The organism is Haloarchaeobius amylolyticus (genome assembly GCF_026616195.1).
In the GTDB taxonomy this organism is placed as follows: domain Archaea; phylum Halobacteriota; class Halobacteria; order Halobacteriales; family Natrialbaceae; genus Haloarchaeobius; species Haloarchaeobius amylolyticus.
On sequence record NZ_JANHDH010000002.1, the window covers coordinates 792549 to 808214 of the forward strand.

Here is a 15666-nt window from a genome sequence, read left to right on the forward strand (position 1 = left end):
ATGGCAGGAGATACCCACACCAACGTCGCAACGAACCGCGAACAGGGACTCGGCTCGCGAACCGTCATGCGGGTCACGCCGACAACCAAGCTCGTCCTGATATACATCGGGGTGCTGGCGGTCGTCGGGACCGCACTCGGGCTGTACTTCCTCACGAACAAGCAGGCACTCGGCGAGCAGGGCTACGGCGGCATCGCGGGATGGGTCATCATCCTGCTGACCGTCATCGGCCTCGTCCGGCTGACCATCCAGTTCCTCGTCCTCCGGCGGACCGAGTACGTCCTCACCGAGGACTCCATCCGGCGCGAGTACGACCTGCTCTACAGCGAGAAGTCCCGCGAACTCCCGCTCTCGAAGGTCCGCGGCGTCGAACTCCGCCGCGGTCGCCTGCAGGCCATGCTCGGCTTCGGCGACGTGTCCTTCCTCGCGGCCGGGACCAACCGCAGCATCGGCTACATCGACTTCGACAACACCGACAGCCCGCACGAGGTCCGCGAGAAGGTGTTCGAGCTGATGGAGAAGTTCGACGGCAACCCGACCCACCGGCGCAGCGCCCCGCCCCAGCAGGCCGCAGAGGCCGAGACGCCGGCCAGCGACCCGGTCCAGGGACAGGCCGAGGCGCCGGAAGCGTCGGGCGACGACTGACGCCGGTCCCGCGGACCGACGCGACGCTCAGAACGAGTTCTTGATCTTCTTCCAGAAGCCCTTGTTGACCTCGACCTCCTCGCCGCCAGCCTCGGCGAAGGCCTCGAGCGCCTCGCGCTGTTCCTCGTTGAGGTCGTCGGGCGTGACGACCTGCACCTGCACGTAGAGGTCGCCGTGACCGCTCCGGCGCAGGCGCGGCATCCCCTCGCCGCGGAGCCGGATGGTCTCGCCGCTCTGGGTGCCCGCATCCACGTCGATGTCGGCCGTCCCGCCGAAGGTCTCCAGCTCGATGCTGTCGCCGAAGACGGCCTGCGGGAACGAGATGGGCAGCCGGTAGTAGAGGTCGTCGCCGTCGCGCTCGAAGTCGCCGCTCTGGTCGACCGACACCTCGATGAGCAGGTCGCCCTTCGGCGCGCCGGGGTCGCCGGGCGCGCCCTCGCCACCGAGGCGGACCGACTGGCCGTCGCGGATACCCGGCGGAATCTCGACGGTCAGCGTCGTCTCCTCCTCGACGATGCCGCGCCCACGACAGTCCGAACACGTCTCGTCGTAGATCTCGCCCTCGCCCTCGCACTGGCGACAGGTCTGGGTCTGCTGGACGCGCCCGAGCGGCGTCTGCTGGACCTTCGTGACCCGGCCCTGACCGTTACAGTTCGAACACGTCTCGGAGTCGGCGTCGGGCGGGTGCCCGTGGCCCTCGCAGGTGTCACAGTGCTCGGGCCGCGTGATGGTCACCTGCTTCTCGATGCCGTCGTACACGTCCTCCAGGTCCAGGGTGACCCGGGTCCGGAGGTCGCGGCCGGGCCGGGGCCCGCGGTCGCGCTGGCCCTGGCCGCGCTGGCCGCCACCGCCGAAGAACTGCTCGAAGATGTCGTTGATGTCGCCCATGCCGCCGGCCCCACCGCCGAAGGGACCGCCGCCACCGCCGAAGCCGCCGGCACCGCCGCCCATGCCGCCGCGGCCGTCGAAGCCGCCGCGCTTCTCGGCCTCCTTGAAGCGGTCGTGGCCCATCTGGTCGTAGGCCTGGCGCTTCTCCTCGTCGGTGAGGACCTCCTTGGCCTTCTTCACCTTCTTGAACTTCTCTTCGGCGTCCTCCGCGTCGGAGACGTCCGGGTGATACTCGGCGGCCTTCTTGCGGTAGGCCTGCTTGATCTCGTCCTCGGACGCGTCCCTGCTCACGCCGAGGGCCTCGTAGAAGTCCTCGCTCATTGGTTACGCGTCGATAGCAGATTGAACCACTTGAAAAGAACGGGTTCGGTCCGCGAACCGGCGAACCGCTGGCGAGCGCCGGTGTCGGTGGCTGCCTCTACTCGTCTTCGCCTGCGCTGGCGGGGTTACTCGTCCTTCTCGTCCACGTCCTCGAAGTCGGCGTCGACGAACTCCTCGTCGTCGTCGCCGGGCGCGGCGCCGCCCATGTCGCCGGCACCGCCCATACCGCCGCCCATGCCACCGCCCTGTGCGGCGGCCTGCTGGTCGTACATCTGCTTGCCGATCTCCTGCAGCTCGGAGGAGAGGGCCTCGGTGGCCGCCTCGATGTCCTCCTTCGTCGCGTCGGAGTCGTCGATGACCTCCTCGACGTTCGCCATCTCGGTCTCGATGGCCTCGCGCAGGTCGTCGTCGACGTTCTCCTCGTTCTCGTCGAGGATGGTCTCGGCGCGCTGGAGGGTCGCCTCGGCGGAGTTCTTCGCCTCGATGCGCTCGCGGCGCTGGCGGTCCTCCTCGGCGTGCTCTTCGGCCTCCTGTTGCATCCGCTTGACCTCCTCGTCGGAGAGGCCGGCACCACCCTCGATGGTGATGTCCTCGCGGTTGCCCGAGCCCTTGTCCTCGGCGGAGACGTTCACGATGCCGTTCTCGTCGATGCTGAAGGTGACCTCGATCTGCGGGGTGCCGGCGGGTGCCGGCGGGATGCCGGTGAGGTGGAACTCGCCGAGCAGTTCGTTGTCGGCGGCCATCTCGCGCTCACCCTGGAAGACGCGGACCTGGACGGAGGTCTGGTTGTCCGCGGCCGTGGTGAAGATCTTCGACTCCTCGGTCGGGATGGTCGTGTTCTTCTCGATGAGGCGCTCGAAGAGGCCACCCTTGACCTCGATACCGAGCGAGAGCGGCGTCACGTCGAGCAGGACGATGTCGTCGACCTCGCCGCCGAGCACGCCACCCTGGATGGCCGCGCCCAGCGCGACGGCCTCGTCGGGGTTGACGTTCTTCTTCGGCTCGCTGCCGAGCATCTCCTCGACCTTGTCCAGCACCTGGGGCATGCGGGTCGAGCCACCGACCAGCAGCACCTCGTCGATGTCGTCCATCTCGTAGTCGGCGTCCTCGAGGGCCTGCTCGGTCGGGGCGACCGTGCGGTCGATGAGGTCCTGGGTCAGGTTCTCGAACTTCGCACGGGTCAGGCTCTTCTCGAGGTGGATGGGGCCGTCGTCGGTCGCCGTGATGAACGGGAGGTTGATCTCGGTCTCCTTGCGCGAGGAGAGCTCGATCTTGGCCTCCTCGGCGGCGTCCTTCAGGCGCTGGAGCGCCTGCCGGTCGTCGCGGAGGTCGATGCCGTGTTCGTCCTCGAACTCCTCGGCGAGCCAGTCGATGATGGCCTCGTCCCAGTCGTCGCCACCGAGGTCGTTGTCACCGTTCGTGGCGACGACCTCGTAGACGCCGCCGCCCAGGTCGAGGATGGAGACGTCGAAGGTACCCCCACCGAGGTCGTAGACGAGAATGGTCTGGTCGGAGTCGTCGTCGAGGCCGTACGCCATCGCGGCGGCCGTCGGCTCGTTGATGATGCGTTCGACCTCGAAGCCGGCGATCTCCCCGGCGTCCTTGGTCGCCTGTCGCTGTCGGTCGCTGAAGTAGGCGGGCACCGTGATGACCGCTTTCTCGACGTCCTCACCGAGGTACTCCTCGGCGTCCCGCTTGATCTTCTGGAGGATCATCGCCGAGATCTGCTCCGGCGTGTACTCCTCGTCGTCGATATCGACCGTGTAGTCGTCGCCCATGTGGCGCTTGATGGACGCGATGGTGCGCTCGGGGTTCTGGATGGCCTGGTTCTTGGCCGGCTTGCCCACGAGGCGCTCACCGTCTTCGGTAAACGCGACGACGGAGGGGGTCGTCCGGTTACCTTCACTGTTCACGATTATCTCGGGGTCGCCACCTTCCATGACGGCGAAGGCGGAGTTAGTGGTCCCGAGGTCGATACCGAGAATCTTGTTGCTCGCCATGTTACGGGGTTATACCTCCCTCGTCGGTTTAAAACTTGCTTTACTTAACTATCCGACGAATTAAACCTGTCAGGCGGCCGTACAACGCCCCAGAGAGCTATTTTTCGCGTTACTGCGGGTTAGCTTTACTCCAGATAGGCGATAGCTTCACTCCTGTTCGCCGATAGCTTCCCCGACCTCCTCGTCCGACGACGCCACGCTTTCGGGGGATTCGTCGTCGGGCGCGCCGCCGTCAGATGCGGCAGCGTCGGTGCCGTCGTCCTCGACCTCGCCGCCGAGAGGGACGGCCTCGTCGCCGTCGTAGTCCGACCCGTTGCTCACGGTGACCTGGGCGGTCTGGATGACCTTGCCACCCATCTCGTACCCCGGTCGGTAGACGTCGACGATGGCGCCGTCGGGCTTGTCGCTGTCCACGCGGACCATGACCTCGTGGCGCTGGGGGTCGACCTCGCCGCCGGGCTCGGGCGAGACCTTCTCGACGTTCTCGTCCTCGAGGACGCGGTCGAACTCGCGGAGGGTCGCCTCGATGCCGTCGCGGATGTCTGCGCTCTCGTCCTGTTCGAGTGCCCGGACGAGGTTGTCGCGGACGGGGACGATGCGCTCGACGAGGTCCTCCGTGGCGCGCTCCTGGATCTGCTCTTGCTTCTTCTTCGAGCGCTCCTTGTAGTTCTTGAAGTCGGCCTGTTTGCGGACGAGGCGCTGCTTGAAGTCCTCGCGCTCCTCCCGGAGGTCGTCTGCCTCGGACTCGAGTTCCTCGACGCGGGCGCGCAGCGTCTCGGTCTCGTCCTTCAGCTCGAAGGCGCGGTCGACGAGGCGCTCGACCTCGGCGCCGAGTTCCTCGTCGAGGGCGGTGACGCGGTCGACGAGGTCGTCGCCGACGGGGGTCGCCTCGGCCGATTCGGCGTCGGTCCACTCGAACTCCACGTCGTCCTCTCCCGACGCGTCGGCCGTCTCCTCGGCTCTCGCGTCTTCGCTCGTCCCTTTGTCGGTACCTGTCTCCGGCTCCGCGGCCGAAGCGTCCGCGTCGGGAGCGTCCTGCTCTGGGGCATCGCCGGCGGGCTCCTCCGCTGCCGGAGCGTCGTCGACCGCCTCGTCGGTCGGCGTCTCCGTGTCCTCGTCTTCGTTCATGTGCGGAACAAAACCCGCCAGACACCAAAAGGGTTCAGGTACGGCGTCGCGGCGACCCCGGCCCGCCGTCCCATCGTCCCGGGACCGACCTCCCGCACCGCTTTTATCGCCCGGCCGGTAACTCCCGGCAGATGCCGACCACGCTCCGGTACGAGGACGGGACGGTCCGGGTCGAGAGCGACCGCTCCCTCCCGGGCGTGGATCTCGACGCGCGAAGCGGGACCGGCCGGGTCCCGGCCGTCGAGTACGCCTCCCTCAGGCGTCGCCTCGACCAGCAGGGCGTCGCGTACCGCGACGAGGTCCTGCAGCTCCCGCAGGTCGGCGACCTCGAGTCGGCCTACGAACTCCGTGACTACCAGCGAGACGCCCTCGACGCGTGGAACCGGGAGGACCCCGAGACCGGGCTCTCCCGGCGTGGCTGCCTCGAACTGCCGACCGGGAGCGGGAAGACCGTCATCGCCATCGCGGCCATCGAGCAGTGTGCGACGCCGACGCTGGTCGTGGTGCCGACGCTCGACCTGGTCGACCAGTGGCGGCGCGAACTCGCGGCCGAGTTCGGCGAGCCGATCGGGCAACTCGGGGGTGGCGAGCAGCGGGTCGAACCACTCACCGTCTCCACCTACGACTCGGCGTACCTCCGGGCCGACGACATCGGCGACCGGTTCGAACTGGTCGTCTTCGACGAGGTCCACCACCTCGGCGGCGAGGGCTACCGGGACATCGGGCGGCTCCTCGCGGCACCCTACCGCCTGGGCCTCACGGCGACGTTCGAACGTCCAGACGGCGCCCACGAGACCATCGGGGACCTCGTCGGCCCGCTGGTCCATCAGCTCTCGGTCGACGACCTCGCCGGCGACCACCTCGCCGACTACGACGTGAAGCGACTCCGGGTCGAGCTCACGCCCGACGAACGCGAGCGCTACGAGGAGAAACAGGGCGTCTTCACCGACTACCTCGCCCGGAGCAACATCCAGCTCCGCAGCGGGAGCGACTACCAGGAACTCGTCAAGCGCTCCGGGACCGACCCCGAGGCCCGCGAAGCCCTGCTGGCGAAGCAGGCGGCCAAGCGCATCATGATGGGCAGCGAGGCGAAACTCGACGCGCTCGCCGACGTGCTCGACAGGCACCGCGACGACCGAATCATCCTCTTCACCGCCCACAACGACCTCGCCTACGACATCTCCGAGCGCTTCCTCGTCCCGGTCATCACGCACCACACCGGCACGACGGAGCGCCGGGACATCCTCGACCGGTTCCGCGACGGTCGCTACTCGCGGGTCGTCACGTCGAACGTCCTCGACGAGGGGGTGGACGTGCCCGACGCGAACGTCGCCGTCATCCTCTCGGGCACGGGGAGCGAGCGCGAGTTCACGCAACGACTGGGTCGTATCCTGCGCCCGAAGGAGGGCGGTGGGCGGGCGCTCCTCTACGAGATCATCAGCGAGGAGACGGCCGAGACGCGGGTCGCCGACCGGCGTCGCGGCTAGCCGCGGGAAGGTCGGTCAGGAGTCCTCCCAGTCGAGCGAGAGGTCGCCGGCCGCCGGGAACTCGAAGGTGTAGGTCTTCTCGCCGCCCGATTCCAGAGCCACCGATTGCCGGCGCTCCTGGCTCCGGTCACCCTTCGACCACGTGAGGACGAAGACGGCCTCCGCAGCCGTGGCACCGGTGTTCGTGACGACCACGTCGACGACGAACCCCTCCGTTCCGGTCGGGAGCTCGAAGACCGCCTGGAGGTTCGACGCGCCCCCCTCGTCCCCATCAGGCATGGCCTGGCCGCCCGAAGACCCATCGTAGCCCCCTTCGCCCGGCGGGGTGTGCCGGGCCCCCGGCTGGTCGCCCGGGAGCCGCCCGGCACAGCCGGCGAGGCCCGCGAGGGTACTGGCGAGAGCCGCGCAGAAGACACGACGCTGCATCGCCACCTGCTTCGCGGTGGGGGGACGAAACCCTTGTGACTCGCGCCGGGTGCGAGTGACAGGTTTTTGCGGGCCGCGCTCCGACGTGGAGCCATGCTGACCAAGGACCTGCTCCGGGTCTCGCGCGCCGGCGGTGGCTACCAGCCACGGTTCGTCGACGAGTCGGCCGAGGCCGTCGCGGCGCGCGTCCTCGGGGTCTTCCAGGGGCACGTCGGCGAGTCGGCCGAGGCCGTCGCGGCGCGCGTCCTCGGGGTCTTCCAGGGGCACGTCGGCGAGTCCTACGGCGAGCTGCAGGACGCGCTGACGGCACTGGAGGGCGAGGAGGCGGACTTCAAGCTCGTCCGGGGGTTCGCGAAACTGGTCGAACGCGAGGCGACGGTCGAGACCAGCGCTCCACTCCCCCCGGAGCGCGCCCGGAAAGCCGCCTTCTCGGCGGCCGAGGCGGTCGGGGTGGTCACCGCCGACGAGCGTGAGAAGGCGATGGCGCAGGCCGCCGAGTCGCTCGGGTCGGACCCCGAGTCGGTGGCGACCTCGCTGTACGCCGACCTCCCCGACGAGCAGGTCGTGACCACGGTCGACGCGCCGTGGACGCCTGCAGAGCTCGTGACGCAGTACAACCTCTCGCTGGCCCAGACCGCGCTCTTCGATGCGACCGTGGTCCGGGTCCGGTCCGGCGACCCGAAGGCACTCGTCTCCGCGGTGAAGCGCCTCCGGCTCATGTACGAGATCGAGCAGACGCCCGACGGTCGCGAGGTCGTCGTGACCGGGCCGGACAGCCTGTTCCGGAACTCGCGGCGCTACGGGACCCGGTTCGCGCGGCTGCTGCGGACGGTCGCGAAGACCGACGACTGGCGGCTCTCGGCGACCATCGACGACCGCGGGACCGAGCGCCAGCTGGTGCTCTCGGACGACGACCCGGTCCGCGTGCCGGGCACCGACCCCGTCACCGACGTCGGGTTCGACAGCGACGTGGAAGCCGACTTCGCGGCCCGGTTCACGTCGCTCGACCTCGACTGGAACCTCGTCCGGGAGCCGGAGCCGCTGGCGACGGGAACCCGGGTGATGATCCCCGACTTCGCGTTCGACTGGGCACCGGCCGGGCGGGGCGACGACGCCAGCGACTTCCGGGTCTACTTCGAGGTGATGGGCTTCTGGACGCCCGAGTACGTCGAGAAGAAGCTCTCCCAGCTCGCAGACCTCGAGGACGTGGAGATGCTGGTCGCGGTCGACGAGTCGCTCGGTGTCGGCGAGGCCATCGAGTCGCTCGACCACCGTGCCATCCCGTACTCCGGCGGGCGAATCCGGGTGAAGGACGTGCGCGATGCCCTCCGACGGTACGAGGAGGACCTCGTCGCCGCCAGTGCGGCGGCCCTCCCCGACGAACTCGACCCGGACGCGGACGTGGTGACGCTGGCGTCGCTGGCGGCGCGCCACGGCGTCAGCGAGGAGGTGGTCGAGGGCAAGTCGTTCCCGGCGCACGAGCGCGTCGGGCGGACGCTCGTCAGGCCGACGGTGCTGGACGAGGTGGCGACGGAACTCGCGGCCGGGCTGTCGCTGGCCGAGGCGGAAGCGGTGCTCGGTGAGTACGACATCGACGAGACGAGCGCGGTGCTCTCGCGACTCGGCTATCGCGTCGAGTGGGAGGGGCTGAGTGGTGGCACCCTCCGCACGACGGACTGAAAGGCAGGTGGCTGGTCAGGGCGAACAGACGGCACTGGCGAGATGGCCCCGTGGCGGTGTGCCGTGCGACCGCAGGCCGCCACGGGGTGGTGGTCAGGTCACGACGGGCATTGCTGCCCGGTCACGTTTGAACCCTGGTACGGCGACGACGCGCCTAGTAGGGCGGCGACTCGCTCTTGATGACCTCGGAGAGGTCGTTCATCTCCTGGTCGATGAGCACGACGAGGTCGTCGAGCGTGACGAACCCGGCGATCTTCCCGTTCTCGGTGACGGGCATCCGGCGGACGCTGTGCTCTTTCATCTTCGCACAGAGTTCACGGACGCCGGTGTTGGCGTCGACGCTGACGATGTTCTTCTCCATCACGTCGTTCGCGGTCGTGGTCTTCGGGTCCTTGCCGTCGGCGACGACCTTCACGGCGATGTCGCGGTCTGTTACGATGCCGATGGGTTCCTCGTTCTGGTGGATGACGACGGACCCGACCTGCTTGTTCTTCATCGTCTTCGCGAGGTCGCCGACGGGTGTGTCCGCGGTGGCTGTGACGACGGCGTCCTTCTGTCGAGCGATGTCTAACGTTGGCATTGGTGTACTCCCCGACGCCGGTCGTCCGGCGTCTGCTCTCTCTAGGGCGGAGCCGATGATATGTGTTAGCAAGCAACAACGTATCGATGTCTCACGGGGCTGGTGTTCGTCCACGAACCGACAGCGACCCGAGGGTCACACGTCGCGCTGGCGTCCCTTCGGGACCACCGACCGCAGTTCCCCGTACAGGAACAGCCCGACGCCGAGCGGTTCGCGCTCGCCGGCGAGTTCGTGGGCCGCGATGACGTAGCCCCAGTCGCCGTCGTAGTCGAGCTCCTGGTCCTCGCCGTTCGCGAACCGGCGGGCTTCCGCCGGGGAGAGGTCGATGACGTTCTTCGTGGCAAGTTTGCCGAAGCGCTGGACCGCGTCGGTCGTCGGTTTCCAGTGCTCCTGACGGGTGCGCAGGAACGTCATGCCGACGCCCTCGACCGCGATGTGGTCCGGCACGTCGCCGGCGAACGCCCAGATCTTGCCCTTGCCCTTCTCGTAGAACGTGTGGTCCGCGAAGGTCTCCGGCGGGATACCGAACCGTTCCTCCCACCAGCCGACGACCGCCTCGCGGGTGGCGCGTCCCTCGACCTCGCGCTCGTCTTCGGTCGCGGGCAGTCGGTCGAACCGGTGGCCCTGGTTCGTCTGTTCGCTCATGCCGTCACCTCCAGTTTCGCGGTGAAGAACCCGCCCGTGTCGTTGTGGTGCGGGTAGACGCGCTTTGCCTTCGCGACCTGCGGGTCGTACGCCTCGCCCTCCCACTCGGTGACGCCGGGGACGTGTTCCAGCGCGAGGTCGTAATCCACGACGCGGCAGTCCTCCTCCTCGAGGACGTGGTCGAGGACGGCCTCGTTCTCCTCGGGGGCGAAGGTACACGTCGAGTAGACGACGGTCCCGCCCTCGCGGGTCACCTGCAGGGCGCGCTTCAGGATGCCCTTCTGGACGCCCGCGACCGAGGTGACGTGGCCCATGTTCCAGTTGTCGAGTGCGTCCGGGTTCTTCCGGATGGTGCCCTCACACGAGCAGGGTGCGTCCACGAGGACGCGGTCGAACGCTTTCCCGTCGAACGGTTTCAGCGAGAAGTTTCTCGCATCCTGGTTCGTCACGACGACGTTCGTCACGCCGAGGCGCTCGCAGTTGAACCGCAGCGCCGAGAGCCGCCCGAGGTTGTTGTCGTTGGCGACGAGGGTGCCCGTATCGCCCATCCCGGCGGCCAGTTGCGTGGTCTTCGACCCCGGCGCGGCACAGGTGTCGAACACCCGCTCGCCCGGCTGCGGGTCGAGGACGGTCGGCGGGATGGCAGACACCTCCTCCTGCCCGGTGGTCCACCCGTGGAAGCCCGGCCACGTCGACCCCGGTTTCTCGGTGTCCAGCCTCAGCACGTGGGGGTGCCAGTCCGCCTGCTCGTACCCGATGCCCGCCTCGTCGAACGCCTCCGTGACGCGCTCCGTGGTGGTCTTGAGTGTGTTCACCCGGACCGCCATCGGTAACGGCCGTTCGCACGCGGCCAGGAACGCCTCGAAATCGTCGACGATGTCTCGATACCGTTCGAACGGCTCCATGCCGCCCGCTTCGGGGGACGGGGGTTTGTCGCTTTCGAACGGGGGGTGCTTTTTACTCGCGTCGGCGCTTCGGTTCAGGTATGGCACACGTGAAGCGACGAGCCGACATGGACCTCGAAGGCGCGGTACTGGTCGAAGGACTGCCGGGCGTCGGCCTGGTCGGGAAGATCGCCACCGACCACCTCATCGAGACGTTCGACATGGAGCTGTACGGGACCTGTCACTGCGAGGGCCTCGCACGCATCGGCATCTACCACGAGGACCAGCGCGAACTCCAGTCGCCCGTCCGCATCTACGCCGACGAGGAGCGCGGCCTCGTGGCGCTCCAGAGCGACATCCCGGTCGACGCCGAGGCCGTCGGCGAGTTCTCGTCGTGCATGACCAGCTGGATCGAGAGCGCGGGCGTCCTGCCGATCTACCTCAGCGGCATGCCCGCCCAGAAGGACGGCGTGCCGGAGATCCACGGCGTCGCGACCGCCGGCGGCGTGGGACACCTCGACGAGACCGACATCCCGCTGCCACCCGAGAACGGCGTCATCAGCGGTCCGACCGGGGCACTGCTCAGCCAGGCGGCCGAGATGGACGTCGACAGCATCGGCCTCGTCGTCGAGTCGGACCCGAAGTTCCCCGACCCGGAAGCCGCCCGCGTCCTCATCGAACACGGCATCTCGAAGCTCACCGACGTCGAGGTCGACGTCTCCGAACTGGTCGACCACGCCGAGGAGATCCGCGAGCAGAAGGAGCGCCTGGCCGAGCGGATGCAGGCGGCCAAGGAGGAGGAGAGTTCGAAGGCCCAGCCCCTCCGGATGTACCAGTAGGGGCCCTGTCGGCGCCGGACCGGGGCCCGACGGGGCTGCCCGGTCAGTGCAGCAGGTCGAGGACGTGCTCAGCGTGCTCGACGAACGCCTCGTCGGTCCGGCTGCGGGGCCGTGCGAGGTCGACGTCGACGATCTCGCGGACCGTCCCGGGGTTCTCGCTGAGGACCACGACGCGGTCTGCGAGTTTCACCGCCTCTTCGACGTCGTGCGTGACGAACAGGACCGTCTTCTCCGTCTCCGCCCACACCTCCAGCAGCTCGTCGTGGAGCATGTTGCGCGTCTGGGCGTCGACGCTGCCGAACGGCTCGTCCATGAGCAGTATCTCGGGGTCGACCGCCAGCGCGCGGGCGATGCCGACGCGCTGTTTCATCCCACCCGAGAGTTCCTTCGGGTAGGCGTCGGCGAAGTCGGCGAGGCCGACGAGGTCGAGCATCGCGGCGACCCGGGACTCGCGTTCCGCCGCGGAGACCTCCTGCTGTTCGAGGCCGAAGGCGACGTTCTCGGAGACGGTTCGCCACGGGAACAGCCCGTACTCCTGGAACACCATCCCGCGGTCGGTGCCGGGACCCTCGACGCGGTCGCCGCCGAGGAAGACGCCGCCGGTCGTCGGGGCTTCGAGGCCGGCGATGATGCGAAAGAGCGTCGTCTTGCCACAGCCCGACGGGCCGACGATGCAGACGAACTCGCCGTCTTCGACCGCGAAGGAGACGTCGTCGATGGCCTGCACGTCCTGTCGCCCCGTCTCGTAGCGCTTGCCGACGCGCTCGACCGAGACGGTCGCGGTGGTGGCGTCCTCGTCTGCCGGCTCGTTCACGCTCGCCATGCCAGCACCTCCTGCTGGACCCTCCGGAAGGCCGCGTCGCTCACCAGGAACACCGCGCTGATGACCAGCATGTAGGCCACGCTCACGTCGAGCGCGAGGTTCTGGGCGGCGATGAGTATCTGCTCGCCGACGCCGGGCGGGCCGACGAGTTCGGCGGCCACGACGATCATCCAGCACTGGCCGATGCTCGTCCGGATACCGGTGAATATCTCGGGCATGGCGCTCGGGACGACCACCTTCCGTATCATCGTGAGGTCGTCGTCGACACCGAGGCTCGCCGCGACCTCCTTGAGGTCCTGCGGGACGGCCTCGACACCGCTGTAGGCGTTGTAGAAGGTGATCCAGAACGCGCCGATGGCGACGATGAACGTCGCACCGGTGTGGCCCGTCCCGAACCAGATGATGGCGAACGCGATCCACGCCAGCGGCGGGATGGGCCGCAGGATGCGGGTCACGGGGGTCAGCGCGTCGTCGACCAGCGTGAACCACCCCATCGCGATACCGGTCGTGGTGCCGAGCGTGGACCCGATGAGCAGGCCCGGCAGGTAGTGCTGGAGGCTCTGGAACAGCCGGACCAGTAGCTTCGGCAGGGAGACGTCGGTACTGGTCAGTGGCAGCGTGTACGTCGCGTCGGTGGTCACCTGCCCGTAGAGCGCGCCGCCGACCTCGACCGGGGTCGGCAGGATGAACGGCTTGAGTGGCATCGCGGCCACCTGCCAGAGGACGAGGAACGCGAGCGTGCCGGCGGCACCCGCACCGAGACGCCGGGTGTCGACGCGACCGCGGAGCCCGGCCGTCTCGCCGGCCGTGCCATCGTGCTCGTCGGGCTTCGTCGCCGTTGCGTCGGCGGTCTCGGTGCTCATTCGTTCGCGACCTCGTCGTACAGCGAGTAGTCGAAGATGTCCGAGACGCCCAGTTCCTGCTCGGTCTTCCCGAGGCGGGCGGCGTACTCCGCGAAGATCTTCGCCCCGCTCTCGATGCGGTGGGGGTTCGAGATGAAGTTCGCGCCCTTCGACTCCATCGCCTGCCGGGCGATGTCGACCGGCAGCACGTCCTCGCCGATGACGGTCGCCGCGTCCTCGGCTGCCTTCCCGGGGTTCGCGTCGATGAACTCCGTCGCCTTCCGGTGCTGGCGGAGGAAGTCCTTCGCGAGGCCCGGACGGTCGTTCCGCAGCCGGTCGTGCATCATCGTCACGGCCGCGGGCTGGCCGGACATGAAGTCGCCGGCCCACGCGATGTTCTGGTAGCCCGCCCCTTTGGACTGGACGATGGTCGGTACCGGCTCCATGATACTCGTGCCGTCTATCTTGCCCGCGACGAGCGCCTGTCGAACCGGCCCGGCCCCGCCGAGGGACTTGATGTTCACGTCGCTCTCGGGGTCGAGCCCGAGTTCGCTGTCGAGCCAGTACCGGAGCAGGATGTCCGGGACCGACCCCGGCGGGAAGGTGCCGAAGGTGAACTTCCGGCCCTTCTCCTGCTCGAACTTCGCGAACGCGTCGCCACCGTGTTCCTCGTAGAGCCCGGCGAACTCGTCACTGGCCATGATGAGCATCGCCTCCTCGATGTTCGCACCGGTCACCTTCGCGAAGCCGGTCTTGTCGGCGATGATCATCGCGGGGACGACGCCGAACAGCGCCACGTCGTAGTCGCCCTTCGCGTACGCCTGCACGATGCTCGGGCCGTCGCTGAACAGCTCGGCCTCGACCGGCACGGGGAGTTCGTCGTAGTAGCCCTGCTGGTCCATCACGAAGTGCTGCATGTCCGGGTAGATGGGCATGTAGGCGACCGAGAGCGGTGCCTCGCCACCGCCGCCACCGGTGAGCCCACCGACACAGCCGGCGAGGCCCGCGATACCGGTGCCCGTGGCTGCCTGTACGAACCGCCGCCGAGAGACCTGCTGCCCGTCGAACGTACTCATTCGCCCGGATTTGACGGGCCACGCTTAACTGGCCACAGCACGCGGTAACTACCTCCGAGAGCGTGTGCGGGCGGGTAACCGGCACGTTATCCGGCCACGGTGGCCGAATCGACCGGGATTCGGCCCGCAGGCCGCGCCGAGCGCTGTTGTAGACACCGGCAATCGCTGCTGGTTCGGGGCTGCTGTGGCCGCCCAATCGGTACATATGGCAACAGCCCTCACATCAAGAGTTATCCGGTCCCCCTGCGCGTTCTATGGTATGACGGAGTTCTCAGACCGCATCGAGCAGGTCAGCATCAGTGGTATCCGGAAGGTCTTCGAGGCCGCGGGCGAGGACGCCATCAACCTCGGCCTCGGCCAGCCGGACTTCCCGACGCCGGAGCACGCGAAGCAGGGGGCCATCGAGGCCATCGAGGACGGTCGTGCCGACGCCTACACGTCCAACAAGGGGACCGAGTCGCTGCGCGAGGCCATCAGCCAGCGCTACGCCACGGACCGCGACCTCCACGTGGACCCCGACGACATCATCGCGACCGCCGGTGGGTCCGAGGCGCTCCACCTCGCCATGGAGGCCCACGTCGACCCCGGTCAGGAGGTCATCTACCCCGACCCCGGGTTCGTCGCCTACGAGGCCCTGACCCACATCGCCGCGGGCGAGCCGAAGCCGGTCCCGCTCCGCGAGGACCTCACGCTCGACCCGGCGACCGTCGAGGAACACATCACCGACGACACCGCGGCGTTCATCGTGAACAGCCCCGGCAACCCGACGGGCGCGGTCCAGTCCGAGGAGGACATGCGCGAGTTCGCCCGCATCGCCGACGAGCACGACGTTCTCTGCATCTCCGACGAGGTGTACGAACACATCGTCTTCGAGGGCGAGCACCGCTCCCCCATCGAGTTCGCCGAGTCCGACAACGTGGTCGTCGTCTCCGCGTGTTCGAAGACGTACTCGATGACGGGCTGGCGCCTCGGCTGGGTCACCGGCGCGACCCGTCGCATCGAGCGCATGCTCCGCGTCCACCAGTACGTGCAGGCCTGTGCGTCCGCCCCGGCGCAGTACGCCGCCGAGGCCGCCCTCTCGGGCGACCAGACGGTCGTCGACGAGATGGTCGAGACGTTCGAGGAGCGTCGCGACCTCGTCGTCTCCGGCCTCGAGGACATGGGGCTGGAGGTGCCGACGCCCCGTGGCGCGTTCTACGTGATGCCGAAGGTGCCCGAGGGCTGGGTGGACGAGGTCATCGACCGCGGCGTCGTCGTCGTGCCGGGCGACGCGTTCGGCGAACACGGCGAGGGCTACGCGCGGCTCTCCTACGCGACCAGCACCGAGGAACTGGAGGAGGCCCTCGACATCATGCGCGAGGCCACCGAAGCCGTTAGGTAATCGACAGGCTCGACCCTGTTC

At 68.4% G+C, this 15666-nt stretch carries 15 protein-coding genes; 5 read left to right on the top strand and 10 right to left on the bottom strand.

Annotated elements, in window-relative coordinates:
* Positions 1 to 645, top strand: coding sequence for a PH domain-containing protein (locus NOV86_RS16395; protein WP_267642699.1), 645 nt, complete (start codon positions 1 to 3; stop codon positions 643 to 645).
* Positions 646 to 672: 27 nt separating this feature from the next.
* Here the strand turns inward: NOV86_RS16395 and dnaJ are convergent, their stop codons facing one another.
* The 3 genes from dnaJ to NOV86_RS16410 all read right to left on the bottom strand — a co-directional run bounded on the left by dnaJ (position 673) and on the right by NOV86_RS16410 (position 4982).
* Positions 673 to 1854, bottom strand: coding sequence for a molecular chaperone DnaJ (gene dnaJ / locus NOV86_RS16400; protein ID WP_267642700.1), 1182 nt, complete (start codon positions 1852 to 1854; stop codon positions 673 to 675).
* 125 nt (positions 1855 to 1979) lie between these two features.
* Complete coding sequence (gene dnaK, locus NOV86_RS16405; protein ID WP_267642702.1) at positions 1980 to 3854, bottom strand: molecular chaperone DnaK; 1875 nt, start codon at positions 3852 to 3854, stop codon at positions 1980 to 1982.
* Between the two features lie 147 nt (positions 3855 to 4001).
* A complete protein-coding gene (locus NOV86_RS16410) occupies positions 4002 to 4982 on the bottom strand; it encodes a nucleotide exchange factor GrpE (RefSeq protein WP_368408778.1) in 981 nt (326 codons plus the stop codon).
* Between the two features lie 131 nt (positions 4983 to 5113).
* Here NOV86_RS16410 and NOV86_RS16415 point away from each other — a divergent pair, with 131 nt between their 5' ends.
* A complete protein-coding gene (locus NOV86_RS16415) occupies positions 5114 to 6469 on the top strand; it encodes a DEAD/DEAH box helicase (protein ID WP_267642703.1) in 1356 nt (451 codons plus the stop codon).
* A gap of 15 nt (positions 6470 to 6484) precedes the next feature.
* On the opposite strand, the gene NOV86_RS16420 is transcribed toward NOV86_RS16415, so the two are convergent.
* The gene (locus NOV86_RS16420; protein WP_267642704.1) at positions 6485 to 6895 is read right to left on the bottom strand and encodes a hypothetical protein; all 411 of its coding nucleotides are present in this window, start codon (positions 6893 to 6895) and stop codon (positions 6485 to 6487) included.
* A 93-nt stretch (positions 6896 to 6988) separates the two neighbouring features.
* Between NOV86_RS16420 and NOV86_RS16425 the strand changes: the two genes are divergently transcribed.
* A complete protein-coding gene (locus tag NOV86_RS16425; RefSeq protein ID WP_267642706.1) occupies positions 6989 to 8575 on the top strand; it encodes a DUF790 family protein in 1587 nt (528 codons plus the stop codon).
* A gap of 154 nt (positions 8576 to 8729) precedes the next feature.
* On the opposite strand, the gene NOV86_RS16430 is transcribed toward NOV86_RS16425, so the two are convergent.
* From NOV86_RS16430 to NOV86_RS16440, 3 genes are all read right to left on the bottom strand, one after another.
* Entirely contained in the window at positions 8730 to 9155 is a 426-nt protein-coding gene (locus tag NOV86_RS16430; RefSeq protein WP_267642707.1) for a CBS domain-containing protein, read from the bottom strand.
* A gap of 135 nt (positions 9156 to 9290) precedes the next feature.
* Complete coding sequence (locus NOV86_RS16435; protein ID WP_267642709.1) at positions 9291 to 9800, bottom strand: DUF7122 family protein; 510 nt, start codon at positions 9798 to 9800, stop codon at positions 9291 to 9293.
* Positions 9797 to 10705 (bottom strand): RsmB/NOP family class I SAM-dependent RNA methyltransferase, encoded by a 909-nt coding sequence (locus tag NOV86_RS16440; protein WP_267642710.1) that lies wholly within the window; start codon positions 10703 to 10705, stop codon positions 9797 to 9799. The genes NOV86_RS16435 and NOV86_RS16440 overlap by 4 nt, the downstream gene beginning before the upstream one ends.
* A gap of 80 nt (positions 10706 to 10785) precedes the next feature.
* Between NOV86_RS16440 and NOV86_RS16445 the strand changes: the two genes are divergently transcribed.
* Positions 10786 to 11523, top strand: coding sequence for a proteasome assembly chaperone family protein (locus NOV86_RS16445; protein ID WP_267642712.1), 738 nt, complete (start codon positions 10786 to 10788; stop codon positions 11521 to 11523).
* A 43-nt stretch (positions 11524 to 11566) separates the two neighbouring features.
* Here NOV86_RS16445 and NOV86_RS16450 read toward each other — a convergent pair whose 3' ends face one another.
* Genes NOV86_RS16450 through NOV86_RS16460 form a run of 3 tightly spaced genes read right to left on the bottom strand, consistent with a single transcriptional unit; the run spans position 11567 to position 14264 of the window.
* A complete protein-coding gene (locus NOV86_RS16450; protein WP_267642713.1) occupies positions 11567 to 12346 on the bottom strand; it encodes an ABC transporter ATP-binding protein in 780 nt (259 codons plus the stop codon).
* Entirely contained in the window at positions 12334 to 13209 is an 876-nt protein-coding gene (locus NOV86_RS16455) for an ABC transporter permease (protein ID WP_267642714.1), read from the bottom strand. Before NOV86_RS16455 ends, NOV86_RS16450 begins: the two co-directional genes overlap by 13 nt.
* Complete coding sequence (locus NOV86_RS16460) at positions 13206 to 14264, bottom strand: ABC transporter substrate-binding protein (protein ID WP_267642716.1); 1059 nt, start codon at positions 14262 to 14264, stop codon at positions 13206 to 13208. The genes NOV86_RS16455 and NOV86_RS16460 overlap by 4 nt, the downstream gene beginning before the upstream one ends.
* 259 nt (positions 14265 to 14523) lie before the next feature.
* On the opposite strand from NOV86_RS16460, the gene NOV86_RS16465 reads away from it, so the two are divergent.
* Positions 14524 to 15645 carry a pyridoxal phosphate-dependent aminotransferase gene (locus NOV86_RS16465; protein ID WP_267642717.1) on the top strand — a complete coding sequence of 374 codons (1122 nt, stop codon included), beginning with the start codon at positions 14524 to 14526 and terminating at the stop codon, positions 15643 to 15645.
* Positions 15646 to 15666: the final 21 nt, after the last annotated feature.

Excerpts from the sequence above, each read along its gene's own strand:
- dnaJ (WP_267642700.1), bottom strand. The coding sequence starts at position 1,854 with ATGAGCGAGGACTTCTACGAGGCCCTCGGCGTGAGCAGGGACGCGTCC.
- NOV86_RS16460 (WP_267642716.1), bottom strand. The coding sequence starts at position 14,264 with ATGAGTACGTTCGACGGGCAGCAGGTCTCTCGGCGGCGGTTCGTACAG.
- NOV86_RS16395 (WP_267642699.1), top strand. The coding sequence starts at position 1 with ATGGCAGGAGATACCCACACCAACGTCGCAACGAACCGCGAACAGGGA.
- NOV86_RS16430 (WP_267642707.1), bottom strand. The coding sequence starts at position 9,155 with ATGCCAACGTTAGACATCGCTCGACAGAAGGACGCCGTCGTCACAGCC.
- NOV86_RS16420 (WP_267642704.1), bottom strand. The coding sequence starts at position 6,895 with ATGCAGCGTCGTGTCTTCTGCGCGGCTCTCGCCAGTACCCTCGCGGGC.
- NOV86_RS16425 (WP_267642706.1), top strand. The coding sequence starts at position 6,989 with ATGCTGACCAAGGACCTGCTCCGGGTCTCGCGCGCCGGCGGTGGCTAC.
- NOV86_RS16465 (WP_267642717.1), top strand. The coding sequence starts at position 14,524 with ATGACGGAGTTCTCAGACCGCATCGAGCAGGTCAGCATCAGTGGTATC.
- NOV86_RS16415 (WP_267642703.1), top strand. The coding sequence starts at position 5,114 with ATGCCGACCACGCTCCGGTACGAGGACGGGACGGTCCGGGTCGAGAGC.
- NOV86_RS16440 (WP_267642710.1), bottom strand. The coding sequence starts at position 10,705 with ATGGAGCCGTTCGAACGGTATCGAGACATCGTCGACGATTTCGAGGCG.
- NOV86_RS16455 (WP_267642714.1), bottom strand. The coding sequence starts at position 13,209 with ATGAGCACCGAGACCGCCGACGCAACGGCGACGAAGCCCGACGAGCAC.
- NOV86_RS16445 (WP_267642712.1), top strand. The coding sequence starts at position 10,786 with ATGGCACACGTGAAGCGACGAGCCGACATGGACCTCGAAGGCGCGGTA.
- NOV86_RS16450 (WP_267642713.1), bottom strand. The coding sequence starts at position 12,346 with ATGGCGAGCGTGAACGAGCCGGCAGACGAGGACGCCACCACCGCGACC.
- dnaK (WP_267642702.1), bottom strand. The coding sequence starts at position 3,854 with ATGGCGAGCAACAAGATTCTCGGTATCGACCTCGGGACCACTAACTCC.
- NOV86_RS16410 (WP_368408778.1), bottom strand. The coding sequence starts at position 4,982 with ATGAACGAAGACGAGGACACGGAGACGCCGACCGACGAGGCGGTCGAC.
- NOV86_RS16435 (WP_267642709.1), bottom strand. The coding sequence starts at position 9,800 with ATGAGCGAACAGACGAACCAGGGCCACCGGTTCGACCGACTGCCCGCG.